This window comes from Bradyrhizobium sp. Ghvi, from assembly GCF_900115265.1.
Classification (GTDB): Bacteria; Pseudomonadota; Alphaproteobacteria; order Rhizobiales; family Xanthobacteraceae; genus Bradyrhizobium.
Genome location: NZ_FOVU01000005.1, coordinates 706,137 through 722,751 on the forward strand (window position 1 = coordinate 706,137; position 16,615 = coordinate 722,751).

Annotated in this window: 14 protein-coding genes; 1 reads left to right on the forward strand and 13 read right to left on the reverse strand. The window is 64.5% G+C overall.

The genetic code is table 11. The annotated features are described in order from the left end of the window. Nucleotides 1–2: 2 nt before the first annotated feature. A complete protein-coding gene (locus tag BM374_RS22490) occupies nucleotides 3–1,559 on the reverse strand; it encodes a formate dehydrogenase beta subunit (RefSeq protein WP_092296604.1) in 1,557 nt (518 codons plus the stop codon). Continuing rightward, nucleotides 1,556–2,044, reverse strand: a complete 489-nt coding sequence (locus BM374_RS22495; protein ID WP_092296607.1) for a formate dehydrogenase subunit gamma — start codon at nucleotides 2,042–2,044, stop codon at nucleotides 1,556–1,558. The genes BM374_RS22490 and BM374_RS22495 overlap by 4 nt, the downstream gene beginning before the upstream one ends. Before the next feature lie 224 nt (nucleotides 2,045–2,268). On the opposite strand from BM374_RS22495, the gene BM374_RS22500 reads away from it, so the two are divergent. Then, the gene (locus BM374_RS22500; RefSeq protein ID WP_092296611.1) at nucleotides 2,269–3,165 is read left to right on the forward strand and encodes a LysR family transcriptional regulator; all 897 of its coding nucleotides are present in this window, start codon (nucleotides 2,269–2,271) and stop codon (nucleotides 3,163–3,165) included. Nucleotides 3,166–3,168: 3 nt separating this feature from the next. On the opposite strand, the gene BM374_RS22505 is transcribed toward BM374_RS22500, so the two are convergent. From BM374_RS22505 to oxlT (BM374_RS22555), 11 genes are all read right to left on the reverse strand, one after another. Continuing rightward, nucleotides 3,169–5,499 (reverse strand): PAS domain-containing sensor histidine kinase, encoded by a 2,331-nt coding sequence (locus BM374_RS22505; protein ID WP_092296614.1) that lies wholly within the window; start codon nucleotides 5,497–5,499, stop codon nucleotides 3,169–3,171. 225 nt (nucleotides 5,500–5,724) lie between these two features. Further along, the gene (locus BM374_RS22510) at nucleotides 5,725–7,098 is read right to left on the reverse strand and encodes a cation-efflux pump (protein ID WP_092296617.1); all 1,374 of its coding nucleotides are present in this window, start codon (nucleotides 7,096–7,098) and stop codon (nucleotides 5,725–5,727) included. A 176-nt stretch (nucleotides 7,099–7,274) separates the two neighbouring features. Then, the gene (locus tag BM374_RS22515; protein ID WP_092296620.1) at nucleotides 7,275–8,243 is read right to left on the reverse strand and encodes a zinc-binding dehydrogenase; all 969 of its coding nucleotides are present in this window, start codon (nucleotides 8,241–8,243) and stop codon (nucleotides 7,275–7,277) included. 25 nt (nucleotides 8,244–8,268) lie between these two features. Further along, nucleotides 8,269–9,264, reverse strand: coding sequence for an NAD(P)H-dependent flavin oxidoreductase (locus BM374_RS22520; RefSeq protein WP_092296623.1), 996 nt, complete (start codon nucleotides 9,262–9,264; stop codon nucleotides 8,269–8,271). Between the two features lie 344 nt (nucleotides 9,265–9,608). Continuing rightward, complete coding sequence (locus BM374_RS22525) at nucleotides 9,609–10,259, reverse strand: hypothetical protein (RefSeq protein ID WP_092296627.1); 651 nt, start codon at nucleotides 10,257–10,259, stop codon at nucleotides 9,609–9,611. Nucleotides 10,260–10,317: 58 nt separating this feature from the next. Next, nucleotides 10,318–10,521 (reverse strand): hypothetical protein, encoded by a 204-nt coding sequence (locus BM374_RS22530; RefSeq protein ID WP_018647766.1) that lies wholly within the window; start codon nucleotides 10,519–10,521, stop codon nucleotides 10,318–10,320. Between the two features lie 427 nt (nucleotides 10,522–10,948). Next, nucleotides 10,949–11,722, reverse strand: coding sequence for a fumarylacetoacetate hydrolase family protein (locus BM374_RS22535; protein ID WP_177248461.1), 774 nt, complete (start codon nucleotides 11,720–11,722; stop codon nucleotides 10,949–10,951). A gap of 11 nt (nucleotides 11,723–11,733) precedes the next feature. Next, a complete protein-coding gene (locus BM374_RS22540; RefSeq protein WP_092296633.1) occupies nucleotides 11,734–12,747 on the reverse strand; it encodes a 2-dehydropantoate 2-reductase in 1,014 nt (337 codons plus the stop codon). Nucleotides 12,748–12,859: 112 nt separating this feature from the next. After that, nucleotides 12,860–13,285 (reverse strand): CBS domain-containing protein, encoded by a 426-nt coding sequence (locus BM374_RS22545; RefSeq protein ID WP_092296636.1) that lies wholly within the window; start codon nucleotides 13,283–13,285, stop codon nucleotides 12,860–12,862. A 205-nt stretch (nucleotides 13,286–13,490) separates the two neighbouring features. After that, complete coding sequence (oxlT, locus tag BM374_RS22550) at nucleotides 13,491–14,825, reverse strand: oxalate/formate MFS antiporter (RefSeq protein WP_092296639.1); 1,335 nt, start codon at nucleotides 14,823–14,825, stop codon at nucleotides 13,491–13,493. A 252-nt stretch (nucleotides 14,826–15,077) separates the two neighbouring features. Next, nucleotides 15,078–16,367 (reverse strand): oxalate/formate MFS antiporter, encoded by a 1,290-nt coding sequence (gene oxlT / locus BM374_RS22555; RefSeq protein ID WP_092296642.1) that lies wholly within the window; start codon nucleotides 16,365–16,367, stop codon nucleotides 15,078–15,080. Between the last annotated feature and the right edge of the window lie 248 nt (nucleotides 16,368–16,615).

Below are 16,615 nucleotides of genomic sequence, written 5' to 3' on the forward strand. Positions count from 1 at the left end.
TCCTATTCCGCGGCTTGAAGCGTGGTCGGGGCGGGTACGAAATCCTCCCGGAAGTGCTTCAATGCGCTGAGCACGGGGTAGGGCGTGAAGCCGCCGAGCGCGCAGAGCGAGCCGAATTTCATGGTGTTGCAGAGATCTTCGACCAGCGCGAGGTTTTCAGCTACCCGCTCGCCGCGCATGATCTTCTCGATGGTTTCGACGCCGCGGGTCGAGCCGATCCGGCAGGGCGTGCACTTGCCGCAGGATTCGATCGCGCAGAACTCCATGGCGAAACGCGCCTGCTTGCGCATGTCGACGCTGTCGTCGAACACCACGATGCCGCCATGGCCGATCAGGCCGTCTCGGGCGGCGAAGGCCTCATAGTCGAAAGGCGTGTCGAACAGCGCGCGGGGGAAATAGGCGCCCAGCGGACCGCCAACCTGCACCGCCCGAACAGGACGGCCCGTGAACGTGCCGCCGCCGATGTCGTCGACGAGCTCGCCGAGCGTCACGCCGAACGCCGTCTCGAACAGCCCGCCCTGGCGGATATTGCCGGCAAGCTGGATCGGCATGGTGCCTCGCGAGCGTCCCATGCCGAAATCGGCATAGGCCTTGGCACCTTCGGCGAGAATGAAGGGGATGGCCGCAAACGACAGCACGTTGTTGATGACGGTGGGCTTGCCGAACAGGCCATGATGCGCCGGCAGCGGCGGCTTGGCGCGCACGATGCCGCGGCGGCCTTCGAGGCTCTCCAGCAGCGAAGTCTCCTCGCCGCAGACGTAAGCGCCGGCGCCGACGCGGACTTCCATGTCGAAGCAGGCGGTCGAGCCGCCGATCTTGTCGCCGAGATAGCCGCCGCGCCTCGCCGCCACTATGGCCGCATTCATCGCCTCGACCGCGTGCGGATATTCGCTGCGGATGTAGATGTAGCCTTTGGTCGCGCCGACCGTGATGCCGGCAATGGTCATGCCCTCGATCACGAGGAAGGGATCGCCTTCCATGATCATGCGATCGGCGAAGGTGCCGCTGTCGCCCTCGTCGGCATTGCAGACGATGAATTTGCGGTCGGCCTTGGCCTGCGCCACGGTCTTCCACTTGATTCCGGTCGGGAAGCCGGCGCCGCCGCGACCGCGCAGTCCCGACGCCGTCACTTCGTTCAGGATCGCGTCCGAGTCGAGCGACAGCGCACGCGCGAGGCCCTTGTAGCCGCCATGGGCGCGATAGTCGTCGAGCGAGCGCGGATCGATCACACCGCAGCGGGCGAAGGTGAGGCGGGTCTGACGCTTCAGCCAGGAAATTTCATCGGCGACGCCGAGCCGCAGCGCGTGTGGTCCGTTGCTCGTCATGGACTCGAATATTGAGGCGACGTCCTCCACGCTGACCGGGCCATACGCAACCCGACCCGTGGGGGTCGCGACCTCGACCATCGGCTCAAGCCAGCAGAGCCCGCGCGAGCCGGTCCTGACGATCTCGACGGGCAAGCCGTTGATCGCCGCGACCTGCTCGAAGGCGAGCGCGATTTCATCGGCGCCAACGGCAACCGCTGCGGCATCGCGAGGAATGAAGATCCGCATGTTCATCGCTGCGCCTCCGCAACCAGCGCGTCGATACGCTTCTCGTCGAGCCGGCCAACGAGGCGGCCATCGAGCATCGCGGACGGCGCGGTCGCGCACAGCCCGAGACAGTAGATCGGCTCCAGCGTGACGCGATCATCTGCCGTGGTGTTACCGAGCGAAAGGCCAAGCTTCGCCTCGGCGCGCGCCGCCAGCGCATCGCCGCCCGCGGCCTGGCAAGCCTCGGCGCGGCACAGCTTCAGCACATGGCGGCCGGCCGGCTTGTGGCGGAAGTCATGGTAGAACGTGAAGACGCCATGGACCTCGGCGCGCGACAGGTTCAATGCCTGCGCCACCAGGGGAATCGCGGCCGCCGGCACGTAGCCGAACGCCTCCTGCAGCGCGTGGAGGATGACGAGCGTCGCGCCCTCCTGGCTGGCATGTTCGGCGATGATCTCGGCGCCGCGCGTCTCGTCCCAAGGCTCGTAAGCAGGCTCAAAAACCGCTGTCATTCTTCATTCTCAACCAGAGCGTTTCCTTGGCGCAAACTAGTTGGAATCATTCGAAGATCAATAAAGCTGTCCCGTGCTGCGATTGCGAATTCCGATCGATTTACAACCGCAATCGGTCGATACGATCCGGTAATGAAACTTGTATCAGTTGCCGGTTTTTGCGTGTTGATGCAGGCCCGTCGTGATAGCTTGTATGCCAGGACGGACACGTAGGGGACGGACGGTTGATCGACAAGCTTGAACTGCTGCTGGCGCTGGCCAAGGAGCGGCATTTTGGACGGGCCGCAGAGGCATGTGGTGTCACCCAACCGACCATGTCGACGGGACTGAAGCAGCTCGAGGAGATCCTCGGCGTGATGCTGGTCCAGCGCGGGTCGCGATTCCAAGGCTTCACGCCGGAGGGCGAGCGGGCGTTGGACTGGGCGCGGCGCATCGTGGGCGATGCCCGCGCGATGCGCGATGAGATCAACGGACTGAAGCATCAGCTCTCCGGCGAAATCCGCATTGCGGCGATTCCGACGGCGCTCGGCATGGTGGCGTCACTGACGACGCCATACCGCGCGCGGCATCCCGAGGTGCGCTTCAGCATCCGTTCGACGACCTCCTCGGAGGTGCTCGGGCTGCTCGAAAATCTCGAGGTCGATGCAGGGCTGACCTATATCGAGAACGAGCCGATCGGGAAGGTGCGCACCATTCCGCTCTACAACGAGAGCTATCGTCTGCTCACGGCGCCCGACGGGATGTTCGGGGACCGCGAAACGGTGACTTGGAAGGAGGTCGGGCAGGTACCGCTATGTCTGCTCACGCCCGACATGCAGAACCGCCGCATCATCGATCGCGCGCTACGTTCGGTCGGCGCCGAGGCGACGCCGACGCTCACGTCGAACTCGCTGCTGGTGCTCTTCACCCACGTCAAGACCGGGCGCTGGGCCAGCGTGATGCCCGCCAAGCTCGCGGAGACGCTCGGCCTGTCGTCCGACAAGGTCCGTTCGATCCCGATCGTCGATCCCGAAGTCAACTACAGCATTGGCCTCGTGATCCCGCAGCGCGATCCGATGACGCCGCTGATCGCGGCCCTCGTCAACGTCGCGCGCGAAGTGGCGCCGACGCTGCAATCTTGATCTTCACGCCGCAGCCGAGATCCTCGATGCTGCCTTGATGGCATCGCGCGGCAGCGTCACGCGGACGACGGTGCCGACTTCGAGCCTGGAGCGCAGCCGCATCGAGCCGCCATGGAGCTGCGCCAGCGAGCGGGCGATCGCGAGGCCCAGGCCGGAGCCGTGATAGGTCTTGGTGAGCTGGCTCTCGACCTGCTCGAACGGTCGCCCGAGCCGCGCCAGCGAGTGCGGCGCGATGCCGATGCCGGTGTCGGCGATCATCAGCACGATCCTGTCTTCGAGCTGCCGGCTGCGCACCACGATGCGGCCGCCGTCGGGCGTGAACTTCACGGCATTGGACAGCAGGTTGACGACGATCTGCTTGGTGGCGCGGCGGTCGGCGACGACGGAGATCGATTTCTCGATATCGGCATCGAGCGTCAGATTTTTGTCCTGCGCCCGGCCGGAGACGACGCGTAAGGATTCGGCCAGCGTCCGCGACAGGTCGAGCTCCTCCATGTCGAGCTTCATGCGGCCCGCCTCGATCTTGGACATGTCGAGGATGTCGTTGATGACCTCGAGCAGATAATGGCCGCTGGTCAGGATGTCGTGGCAGTATTCCTGGTACTTCTCGCTGCCGAGCTCGCCGAACATGCCCGAGCCCATGATCTCGGAGAAGCCGATAATGGCATTGAGCGGCGTGCGCAGCTCGTGGCTCATATTGGCGAGGAATTTCGACTTGGTCTGGTTGGCTTCCTCGGCCCGCGTCTTCTCGCGCTGGTACTTCTCGGCGAGATCGGCGAGCTCGATGGTCTGGCGTTCCAGCGCGGCCTGCGAGCGCTTGAGATCGATGACGGTGGCGCGCAGGCGCAGATCGTTGTCGACGAGCTTCTGCTCGTGCTCCTTGATGCGGGTGATGTCGGTGCCGACCGAGACGTAGCCGCCGTCCTTGGTGCGGCGCTCGCTGATATGCAGCCAGCTGCCGTCGTCGAGCTGGGCCTCGAAGGTGCGGGCGCCCGGGCCTTGAGCCGCGGTCTCGTTGTGGCGGGTGCGCACCTCCGGCATGCGGCCGACTTCCAGCACGGTCTCGTAGGAGGTGCCGGGGATCACGGCCGTGTCGGGCAGCTTGTGCAGGCGCTGGAAGTGCGAGTTGCAGAGCACGAGGCGGTCGCTGGCGTCCCACAGCACGAAGGCTTCCGGAATGGTCTCGATCGCGTCGCGCAGGCGAAGGTCGGCTTCCACGGTGCGTTCGGCGAGGCTCTTCTGCTCGGTGATGTCGACCGCGATCCCGATCAGGTGCATGCCGGAATCGCTGGCGCCCCGGGTCCGCTCGCAGCGCACGCGCAACCAGATCCAGTGGCCGTCGACATGCTGCATGCGGAAGGTCTGGTCGATGTGGTCGATCTTCTCGGAGATGAGCTGGTCGGCGATCGCGAACAGGTCGATGTCGTCGGACTTCACCAGCGCGTTGACCTCGCCGAAGGTGAGGAGCTCGTTGCGGCCGTCGAGGCCCAGCATCGAGAACATCGATTGCGACCAGAAGATCCGGCCGCGCGACAGGTCCCAATCCCACAGGCCGCAGCGGCCGCGGTTGAGCGCGGTGTCGATCCGGCCGCGCACGGCATCGTTGATGAGATCGCCTTCGCGGGCCCGGGTCGACTGCCAGTGGAAGGCGAAACCGAGGATCAGGACGACGAAGCCCGTCGTCGCCGACAGCGTCACCGAGAGCGCGGCGTCCGAACCCCAGATCGGCTCGTTGCGCTCCTGGATCACGGTCACGAGGCCGGGCAGCGACTTGATCGGCCGCGAGGTCGCCAGCGCGGCGTTACCATCAGGCAGCGTCATGTTGGAGACGTCATTGTCGCGCGGCGGCGCGGCGAGCAGCTGCGCGGTGGTGATCGCGTCGAGCAGGCGGTCGTTGCCTGAGGGATCGCTGTCGATCGGAATGCGAGCGAGGATGCGGCGGTCGAGGCCGGCCGAGGTGACGACGACGTGGCGGCCCGAGACCCTGGCCTTGGTCGGAATCATGTCGGGCAGCAGCGTCGGCAGGTTCTCGATGTTCTTCAGCCGCTCCTGCCGAATCGAGGTGAGGCGGTCGATACGCTCGGCGAGCAGTTCGGCGAGCATCGAGATGTCGTTCTGGATCACCAGGCGCTTCTGGCGGGTCTGGTCGACGACCTGGACGAATGCGCCGAGGCAGATCGTGATGAGGAAGGCGATGATGAGCGTCGGTACGGCGCGACGAAGCGCCGGCTCCGCGATCAGGAGCCGATGATAGGCAGGTTTCGCGATCGATTGCGCCAATCCCTTGATCGAATCGGATTGGACGCATGCGTTCGCGGCGTCTGCACGCGCCATGCCTTCGGCCCCCTGAAAACCTGCTTGCTACTCATTTCGAAAGCAGCCCCACATCGCTTTCGAATCACAGCGATTTGAATCCAGTTTGCGCAGGCTGTCGAGAGTCAACGAAACGTTAACGTGAAATAATTCTTATCCAAGGAAGAGTTTGCGCGCTGCGACCCCGCAAACTCCCGTGCGCGACGAGTCCGAAACGAGAACGCGGCACCTTGCGCGCATTTCGCGTTACGCGCGCGGCGGCTCGGCGTGGCTGATGACGCGCTTCACGCTCGGGAACGCGCGGCGCAGCGCCCGCTCGATCGCGTCGACATGCTCGTGCACCTTGATCACGCTCATCGACGGCGCAGCGCGGCAGTGGAAGTTGACGATCTCGCCGGCATCGGTGTTGCGAACACGCACGTTATGGATGTCGTGGATCTCGCCGCCGGCGGCGTATTCGGCGAGCGCTGCGGCAATGGTCTGCACCCTCTCGGGCGCCGCATCGACGCCGAACGGCAATTCCGGTTCCAGCGGCTCGATATGGACGTCGACCTCGACGTCAGCGCCGAACTCCTCCTGGATGTTGCGTTCCAGCGTGTTGGCGATGTCATGGGCAGCCTCGAGCTGCATCGTGGCATCGACCTCGAGGTCGATGCTGACGATCAGTTTGGCGCCGAGATCATGAACCGTGACATGATGGATGGCGAGGCCTGAATTGCGCGCGATCACCATGATGCGGTCGCGCACGGTCTCGTTGTCGCGGGCGACGGGGACGGCCGTGAAGGAGAGGTCGGCATCGCCGAACGCCTTGCGGACGGCCGCCTCGGCGTTGCGCTTGATGCTCTCGACGCGGTCGATCGGATAAGTCCTGGGCACCTTGACGATGCTGTCGATGAATGTGGTAGCCCCGACCATGCGCACGCGCAGGCGCTCGACGTCGATCACACCGGGCGCGCTGCAGATCGCAGCGGTGGCCTTTTCCTGCGCCCCTTCCGGCGCGCGGTCGACCAGCGTCTGCACCGTCGATCCCGCCATGCGCAGGCCGAGAGCGGCGATCATCACGGCGACTGCGGCGGCCGCTGCGGCGTCGCCCCACCAGAAGCCGAGGGCGGCGAGGATCAGGCCGATGATGACGGCGAACGAGCCCATGACGTCGGAGGCAAAATGCAACGCGTCGGCCGCGAGCGCCTGGCTGTGCGTCTCGCGGGCAGCTCGGTGCAGGGCGCGGGCGCGCCACAGGTTGACGAGGATGTCGAGCACCAGCACCACGAACGGCACGGCCGAGATGGTCGGCGGCGGGGTTCCCTCGCGCAGCCGGCCGTAGGATTCGACCAGAATGCCGCCGGCCAGCACGTAGAGCAGGGCGGTGACACCGAGCGCGGAGATGCTCTCCAGCTTCCCATGGCCGTAATGGTGCTCGTCGTCCGCCGGCTTGTCCGAGACCCGCACCACGGCCCAGGTGATGACGGTCGCGACCAGGTCGATCGAGGAGTGCAGGGCTTCGGAGATCAGCGCCAGCGAGCCGATTGCAATGCCGACCACGAATTTGGCCGCCGCCATGCCGCCGCTGGCAAGGATCGATATTGCCGCGACCGATGTCTTGTCGTGTTGTCCGCTCATGGCGGGGGATTTAGCAGGGCGGCGGTGAACATCAAGCGACCATCCACAGGCGTAGTCGCGAGTGAGTTGCAGGAGCGACGCAGACACGTCGTTCCGGGGCGATGCGAAGCATCGAACCCGGAATCTCGAGAGTCCGGGTTCGCCCTTTTTCGGGCGCCCCGGAATGACGCTGGCCGCTAGAGCGTCACAACGATCTTGCCCAGATGCTTGTTCGCCTCCATGTGCTCGAAGGCCTGGTCGATTTCGGAGAACGCGTAGACCTTGTCGATCGGCAATTGCAGCTTGCGCGATTCCACCGCGCTCCAGATGTCGTTCCTGACCTCGTCGAAGATTGCGCGGACCTCCTCGATGGTGCGGGTGCGGAAGGTGACGCCGATATAGCTGATGCGGCGGGCGGCATGCAGGTCGAAGTTGAAATCGGCATGGGTGCCGCCGAGCCGGCCGACATTGACGATGCGGCCGAGGACCTTCGTTGCGGCGAGGTTCTGGTTGGCGACTTTGCCGGAGACCTGGTCGATGATGAGGTCGACCCCTTCACCGCCGGTGGCTTTAAGCACCTCCGCGACCCATTTGGGGTCGGAGGAGTCGACCGCGAGGTCGGCACCGAATTCCTTCAGCCGGCCGCGCCTGTAAGCATCGGTCGAGGAGCCGATCACGAGCCTGGCGCCCTTGAGCTTGGCGATTTGCATCGCCATCAGGCCGACGCCGGAACTCGCACCCTGGATCAGTACGGCTTGCCCCGGCTGCACGCCGCCGACGGTGACCACGGCATTGTGCATGGTCGCGAGCGCAACGGGGAGGGTGGCGGCCTCCTCGAAGCTCATGTTCGAGGGCGCGCGGAACAGCCGGCCGTGGTCGGCGAGCGTGTACTCGGCGAAGGCTGCGCTGCCCGAGCCCATGATGCGGTCGCCAACCTTGACGCCGTTCGCGTCGGGTCCAAGCTCGGCAACTTCGCCGGCCCATTCCATCCCGAGCACGGTGCCGACGCCGCCGGCGGCGCCGTGAGCGTGGCCTTTGCGCATGCCGGTGTCGGCGCGGTTGAGGCCGCAGGCGCGGACGCGCACCAGCACCTGCGTGCCTTTGGGCTTTGGTTGAGTGACGTCGGAAATCCGAGCGCCTTCAGGACCGTAGACGTAAGCCTTCATGAAATGCTCTCGCTTCTTGCAGTGACTATTCCGCGGCTTGTGCAGTTGGTTGAACGATCATGCCTTCGAGCCGGCCGCGAATGATGGCTTCTGCCTCGCGTACGATGCGGGAGATGAGCTCACCGCAGCTCGGGATGTCGTGGATCAGGCCCTGCACCTGGCCGGCCGACCAGATGCCCTCGTCGGAATTGCCTGTGGCGTAGACCATCTTGCCGCGGGCGCCCGCAACGAGTTCGCGGATATCCTCGAACTTGGCGCCTTCCTTCTCCATCGCGACGACCTTGGTCGAGATCTCGTTCTTGGCGACCCGCGAGGTGTTGCGCATGGTGCGGAAGATCAGCTCGGTCTCGCGCTCGTCATTGGCGACGATCTTCTCCTTGATGAGCTGGTGGATCGGGCTCTCCTTGGTCGCCATGAAGCGGGTACCCATGTTGATGCCTTCGGCCCCGAGCGCCAGGGCGGCGACGAGGCCGCGCGCGTCGGCAAAACCGCCGGAGGCGATCATCGGGATCTTGACCTTGTTGGCGGCGGCCGGGATCAGGATCAGGCCGGGCGTGTCGTCCTCGCCGGGGTGGCCGGCGCATTCGAACCCGTCGATCGAGATGGCGTCGACGCCCATCCGTTCGGCCGACAGCGCGTGGCGGACGCTGGTGCATTTGTGCACGACCTTGACGCCGTGCTTCCTGAACTCGTCGACATGCTCTTGCGGCTTGTTGCCGGCGGTCTCGACCACGGTGATGCCCGCTTCGATGATGGCGGCGCGGTATTCGGCGTAGGGCGGCGGCTTGATCGCTGGCAGGATGGTGAGGTTGACGCCGAACGGTTTGTCGGTGAGGTCGCGGCAGCGCGCGATCTCCTTGGTGAGGTCTTCGGGCGTCGGTTGCGTCAGCGCCGTGATGAAACCGAGCGCGCCGGCGTTCGCGACCGCCGCGACCAGCTCGGCCCGCCCGACCCATTGCATGCCACCCTGGACGATCGGGTGCTCGACGCCGACGAGTTTGGTGAACCGTGTCTGCAGCATGATGTTTCCCCCGCCTGCGGGGCAGGCTCTGTTGTCGATTGATGGGGAGGAGGATGCCGCCAGGGTCCGGAAATGTCTATTGCGCCGCCGTGCGGTGAGTCATGCGGGCGGTGGCGGTGATTCCGCGAGGCGGATAATTTCGATCTTCGTTCCGTCATCCTGAGGTGCGAGCTGCGCGGTGCGCAGCGCCGGGCAGGGAGCCTCGAAGGATGCGCGGCCGAGACGCAGCGGGGCGTCGCCCTTCGAGGCTTGCTCAGCGGCGCGATGCGCCGCTGAGCGCGCGCCTCAGGGTGACGGTTATGGATGAGTACCTGCTGCTTCAACCAGCTTGAAACGACGGAGGATCACTCCGCCGACAACCGCACCATCTGGCGGCCGCCGTTCATCTCTTTCAGGCTGTTGACGAAGTTTTCCGGGCGCTGCCAGCGGTTCGGGACTTTCAGTCCCATGTACTCGGCGATGTCGCCGATGAAGCCGGTGCAGTTGGTGGTCTCGGCGTTCCAGACCGGCGAATTCGCCTGCAGCTTCTTGATGTAGGCGAACACGCGCTTGGCGTCGGCCTCGTTGAGATAGACGCGATAGCTCGCGGTCAGATAGTCCGGATCGAGATCGCCATAACTCGCACCGGTCTCGGATGGCACCCAGGTGAAGTAGCCGAGCACGTAAGTCCAGGTGTCGCCGGCGGGCGTGAGGCCGGCGACCTCGACGGCTTTTTCACTGGACTTGCCGTACCAGACGAAGGCATGGCCCCAGCTCGCCGCCGTGCGGGCGCGGAAATCGACGTAATAGGGACCTTTCTCCGTCCGCGCGACTCCGCGCCGCGTTGCTTGCGGCGCGGAGCGCGGTGCGGCTTCGGTCGAGACAGACGCACTGGCGTCGGCCATGCGCTTGTTCGATTCGTGAGCCGAGGCCGAGGACATCAAGCATGCGAGCATGGTCGCAAGCGCGAGCCCCGCAAGGATGCAGGATCCCGATCGATCAGGTCTGTTCGTCACGTTGAGCCCCTCAACTGTAGGCCGTTACGCAGATTGCTGCGTGTGGTACGCCAGCGCCTCAGTAGCGCGCAGCGACCGGGCCAGGTGCCTTGCCGATCGGGGCCTTGCCGACCGGGCTCTTGCCGATCGGCATCTTGCCGATGGGGGCCTGCTCGGCCGGATAGACCGGCACGGGCTGGCGGCGCGGCAGATCCGCGGCGTTCGCAGCCGTCACCAGAGCAAGCGTCGCACCGAGAACAAATACAATCTTCTTCACAGTCATACCCCTAGAAGGTTTGGTCCAAACACGGCTGGGCCGTGCCCCCAGACACGCTCCCACATGGGCGGCCGAATGCGACCAAGTTGCGGCACCCGCGGGACATGATGGCGGCAATTGGATGGGCGCGCGCAGATGTGATGACGTGTCCGAATGTTTCCGCGCTCACGCGCTCTTCAGCGGTCGGCGCTGAGTTGAAAGTGCATCTCGATCTTCGCTTGCGAGCAGACCGGAGAGGAAGCCGAGGATGAAGCGCATGGGCTGTTGGTCGCGCGCAGATCATTCGCGCTTCGAACTTACCCGATCCGGCGCATCTCCGCCGTCATTCCGGGGCGGCGCAAGCGCCGGGCCCGGAATCCATTTTTCCCCAATCTCTGCTGCCCTATGGATTCGGGGCTCGCGACTTCGTTGCGCCCCGGAATGACAGCGAGGACTACAGCCGAAACTCGTTCGTGAGTTCGCCGATGCCGTCGATCGCCACGGTCACGGTGTTCACCGGCTCCTTCATCACGCCGACGCCGACCGAGGTACCGACGGCGATGAGGTCGCCGGGCAGCAGGGTCATGTCGTGGGAGATCTTGCTGACGAGCTGTTGCGTGCTGAAGATCATGTCGGAGATCGGATAGTTCTGCCGCTCCGCGCCGTTGAGGATGGTGCGGACGGTGAGTTTTGCCGGATCGAGGCCGGTCGCGATGACAGGGCCGAACGGGCCGTAATCGTCGATGCCCTTGGCGCGGGCCCATTGCGGAAAGGTGGGATCGCTGGTCAGGATGTCGTTGGCGGTGATGTCATTGACGCACGTGTAGCCGAAGATGAAGCCGTCGGCCTCATCAGGCGAGACGCGCGCGCAGGTCTTGCCGATGACGATGCCGAGCTCGCCCTCATAGGTCGTCTTGCCGTCGTAGTAAGAGGGACGGCGGATCACGGCGCCCGGCGACGTGATGGTGGTGGTGGCCTTGAGCAGATAAAGCGGCTCCGGCGGCTCGGGCTGGTTCAGCTTGGCCGCGAGCGCGTGAAAATTGTTCCAGAGCGCGACGATCTTGCTGGGCGCGCAGGGCGCCAGCAGCTCGACCTCCGACAGCGCCAGCGTCTTGCCGCTGGCCGCATTGCGTCCGAACATCTCGCCTTCATGCACGCTGATGCCGGATGCGGTGAGCGTGCCGAAGCCGGTGGTGCCGGCATGGCGGAAGCGGAGCCACTGTTTCATCTCGCCCCCCATCACGCCACCAATGCGCGCGGACCGGCGCTGGAGACGCCGTCATAGAGGCCGGCGACGCGGGCGCGCTGGGTGACCATCGCCAACACCGAATCGAGCGCCGGCGTCGGAATCTTGGTCAGGCGGCCCATCTCCTGCACCACGGTGACGAGGGGGTCGATCTCCATCGGGCGGCCGCGCTCGAGATCCTGCAGCATCGAGGTCTTGTGCGCGCCGACCTTGCGGGCGCCCTCGATGCGGCGCTCGACGTCGACGCGGAATTTGACCCCAAAGCTTTCGGCGATCGCCTGCGTCTCCATCATGATCGCGCGCGACAGCGCCCGCGTGGACGGATCGGTGCAGATCACGTCGAGCGTGGCATGGGTGAGGGCACTGATCGGGTTGAAGCAGACATTGCCCCACAGCTTGAGCCAGATCTCGTCGCGGATGCGGTCGAGCACGGGCGCCTTCAGCCCCGCTGCGACGAACAGGTCGGCGAGGCGCTGCACGTCGGCCGTGATCTCGCCGGAGGGCTCGCCGAGCGGAAAATTGTTGCCGTAGACGTGACGGATCACGCCGGGCGCCTCGATCTCGGTGGCGGGATAGACGATGCAGCCGATGGCGCGTTCGGCCCCTAACTCGCGCCATTGCCGCCCGCCGGGATCGATGCTCTCCAGCGTCGCGTTCTCGTAGGCGCCGCCGTGCTTGTAGAAGTACCAATAGGGGATACCGTTGACCGCGGTAACGATGCGGGTGTGGGGCCCGAGCAGCGGCTGCATCTTCTCGATCACACCGGTGATCGAATGCGCCTTCAGCGTGACGATGACGTAGTCCTGCACGCCGAGCTCCGCCGCATCGTCGGTGCAGCGGGGATGGACGGTGTATGTCTCCTCGCCGGCGAGCAGCGTCAGGCCGCGCTCGCGCATCGTGGCGAGGTGGGCGCCGCGTGCGACCAGGCTGACGTCAGCGCCTGCGCGCGCCAGCTGCACGCCGAGATATCCGCCGATCGCGCCGGCGCCGTAGATGCAGATCTTCATGAAATCCTCGCGGGGGTAGCGGAATTTTGGGACGAATGATCCGGTCCGGCTCGGATCGAGTCCGAGCCGGGGCCGGTCGTCGCGGGGCAAGGGGAGTGGCTGCTTTAGACGATCAGGCCGCTTGCGGCGTCGAGTTGGCCGCCTCGTCGACGGCAGCTGCGATGTCGCGCATGCTGATGACCGAGACGAGGCTGTAGTCGTCGATCACCGGCAGGTGCCGGATGTGATTGCGGTTCATCAGATGCCTGACGTGCTCGATCGTATCGGAGGAGGTGCAGGAGACGAGCTGTTGCACCGAGACGAGCTGCGAGACCTTGATGTTGACCGCATTGGCGCCGTGCTCGGCGACCGCGCGCACCACGTCGCGCTCGGTGAACATGCCGACGGCCGTGTTGCCTTCGGAGCGGACCACGTCCTTCACTACCAGCGCGCTGATGTTGTTGGCCCGCATCAGCTTGGCGGCGATCCCAACCGTTTCGTTCATACGCACCGTGACAACGCGCGGTGTCTTCTTGCGCAGAATGTCTCCGACCAGCATTGCAACCTCCCTGGGTGAATGATGAGTCAAGTGTGGTATACATAATGCCAATCGTCAAGCACTGGATTTGGCTGATCCGAAAAATCTTGCGGCAGCAACGCTGACGTTTGTCATCGCGAAACACGGCCGCGAAATACAGAAGCGGGCAAAAGAAAAGGGGCGCATCGCTGCGCCCCTTTCGTTCGTCGTATCGGTATGCGGCGGCTCAAGCCGTCCCGGTCTTGGCGCGGGTCTCGGCAGGAGCGGGTGCGGTGCTGGCGCTCTCGGCCTCGTTGCCCAGGATGAAGGAGCGACGCATGGGCTTGATCACGAACAGCGCCATCAGCGCGGCCGTCGCGTTCAATGCCACGGACACCACGAACACGGCCTTCCAGCCATAGGCGGCCGAGATCACGCTGGCGAGCGGAACCAGCAGCGAGGCGGTGCCCTTCGCGGTGTAGAGCATGCCGTTGTTGGTGGTCGCGAACTTCGAGCCGAAGGTGTCGCCGCAAGTCGCGGGGAACAGCGAGTAGATCTCGCCGAACACGCCGAAGTAAACCGCGGTTGCCAGCACGAACACGAGCGGGACATGGCCATAGGTCGACAGCGTCAACAGCATGAGCGCCGCCGTGCCGAATGCGATGAACATTGTGTTCTCACGGCCGATCGTGTCGGACACGAAGCCGAAGAACGGACGTCCGAAGCCGTCGAAGATGCGGTCGAGCGAGATCGCAAACGTCAGCGCCGCCATCTGGAAGCCGGCGAGAGAGACCGGCGTGTCGGCGATCTTGAAGTCGTGCGCGATCGGAGCGATTTGCGCCGCGGTCATCAGACCGCCGGAGGCGACCATGACGAATACCAGGTACATCACCCAGAAGATCGGAGCGCGCAGCACTTGCGGCGGCGTGAAGTCGATATGGGTCTGCGGCAGATTGAGCCGCTTCTTCTTCGGCGGGATGGAGATCCGCGGCGGCTGGATGAAGAAGGCGAGGAGGAGCACGATCAGGCCCTGACCGATGCCGAACGTAAAGAATGCGCTCTGATAGCCTGATGTCGCGATCATCTTCGCAATCGGCACCACGGTGAGGGCTGCGCCCGCGCCGAAGCCCGCGGCCGTTGCCCCGGCCGCGAGGCCGCGGCGATCCGGAAACCATTTCAGCGCATTGCCGACACAGGTGCCGTACACTGCGCCCGCGCCCATGCCGCCCAGGACGGCCGCCGTGTAGAGCAGGGGAAGCGAGTCAGCGTAGGAATTGAGCACCCAGGACAGCGTGATCATCACGGCACCGAACATGATGACGATGCGCGGGCCGTATTTGTCGACGAACCACGCCTCGACCGGCACCAGCCAGGTCTCGGTGACCACGAAGATGGTGAAAGCAAGCTGGATCGCGGCGCGACCCCAATGGTGGGCGTGATCGATCGGATCGACGAACAGCGTCCAACCGTATTGCAGGTTGGCGATCATCGCCATGCAGACGATGCCCATCACGAGCTGGAGCCAACGGAAACCTGTGCGAAGAGGCGCGGCCGTGACGGCGCCATCCGTGCTGGAAATCATCAACAATCTCCCAAGCGCTTGTCTGGTCGCGGCAGGCTCGGCCGATATGACGGAGTGTCGCAAATATTGTGGCTTATCGTCGCAAGCGTAGCCGGCAACTTGGTATACCATATTCCAGAATGCAAGCCTTATCTTCTGACGCGACGCAGCAAAATGATCGGTTCCTTCGCGGTTTCCGATGAGGCGTTTTCGGCAAAACGAAAACGCCCGGCGCAAGGCCGGGCGTCGTGAGCGAGATCGTCGTGAGGCGTGTCAGATGGTCGATTGCGCGACCACCGTCTTGCGCCAGGGCTTGAGCACCACGATCGCCAGCAGCGAGGCCAGGATGTTGGCGCCGGCCGCCATGATGAACACGTTGTCCCAATGGCCTGAGGTCTGCTGCACATAGTTGGCGAGCGGCACCAGCAGTGCGGCGGTGCCCTTGGCGGTGTAGAGCAGGCCGGCATTGGTGGTCGCGAACTTCGCGCCAAACGTGTCGGTGCAGGTCGAGGGGAACAGCGAGTAGATCTCGCCCCAGGCGAAGAACACGAAGCCTGACAGGATCACGAACCAGATCGGATCGTGGCCCCAGAGATAGAGCATCCAGATGCCGACGCCCTCCATGCCGAAGGCGATGAACATCGTGTTCTCGCGGCCGATCATGTCGGAGATCCAGCCGAAAAAGGGACGCGTCAGGCCGTTGAGCACGCGATCGATGGTCGCAGCGAACGTCACCGCGGTCATGGTCATGCCGACAAGCGTGACCGGCACGGCGTCGACCTTCCAGTCCACCGCGATCGGCTTCAGATTCGCCGTCACCATCAAGCCGCCGGCGCCGACGATCACGAACATGAAATACATCAACCAGAAGATCGGCTGACGCAGAACTTCCGTCGGCTGATAGTTGCGCCGGCTCTGCAACAGCGCGGCATTCGCCACTACGTTCGGCACCTGGCCCGCCTTCGGAGCCAGCAGGAAGAAGGCGAGAACGCAGATGATGATGCCTTGCCCGAGGCCGAAATAAAGAAAGGTGGTCTGGAAGCCGCTATCCTTGATCATCGCCTGGATCGGCGCCACGGTCAGCGCCGAGCCTGCACCGAAGCCTGCAGCCGTGATGCCGGCCGCAAGGCCGCGCTTGTCGGGAAACCATTTCAGCGCGTTGCCGACGCAGGTGCCGTAGACGCCGCCGGCACCGATGCCGGCGATGATCATGCCGAGATAATAGCCGTTGAGCGTGGTGGCCTGCGCGTTGATCGCCCAGCCGATCGCGCAGAGCACGCCGCCGACGAGCACGACGAGGCGCGGACCGTATTTATCGACAAACCATCCTTCGACCGGCACCAGCCAGGTCTCGAACAAAACGAAGAGAGTAAAAGCCCATTGGATCGAGGCGCGATCCCAACCGAATGTCTTCTGGATGTCGGGGACGAAGAATGTCCAGCCATATTGGTAATTGGCGATCATCACCATGGCCGCTACGCCGATCGCCAATTGCGCCCAGCGATAGGTATCGCTGACGCGTGCGGCCGTAGGAGCCGTAGATGTTTGCACCATGTCCGTCATGCTTCCTCCAATAGCGCTTGTGTTTTTTTGAGTGAGCGTTGGCGGCATTCTTGTATTCATTATGCCAAGCATCAAGCGCGCGCCGGCCCATTGTGCGCTTATGACGCAACCTCGTTTGAGAGGTTGCGCGAATGTGCCTGATCCCAAATAGAAATGGCCCCGCAGAGCAGGGCCATTCTTCAAAAGTAGGAGTTCGCTGGTTTTACAACCGGCGCGACAATTCGACGCGCCAGCTCCCGGCGCTGAGC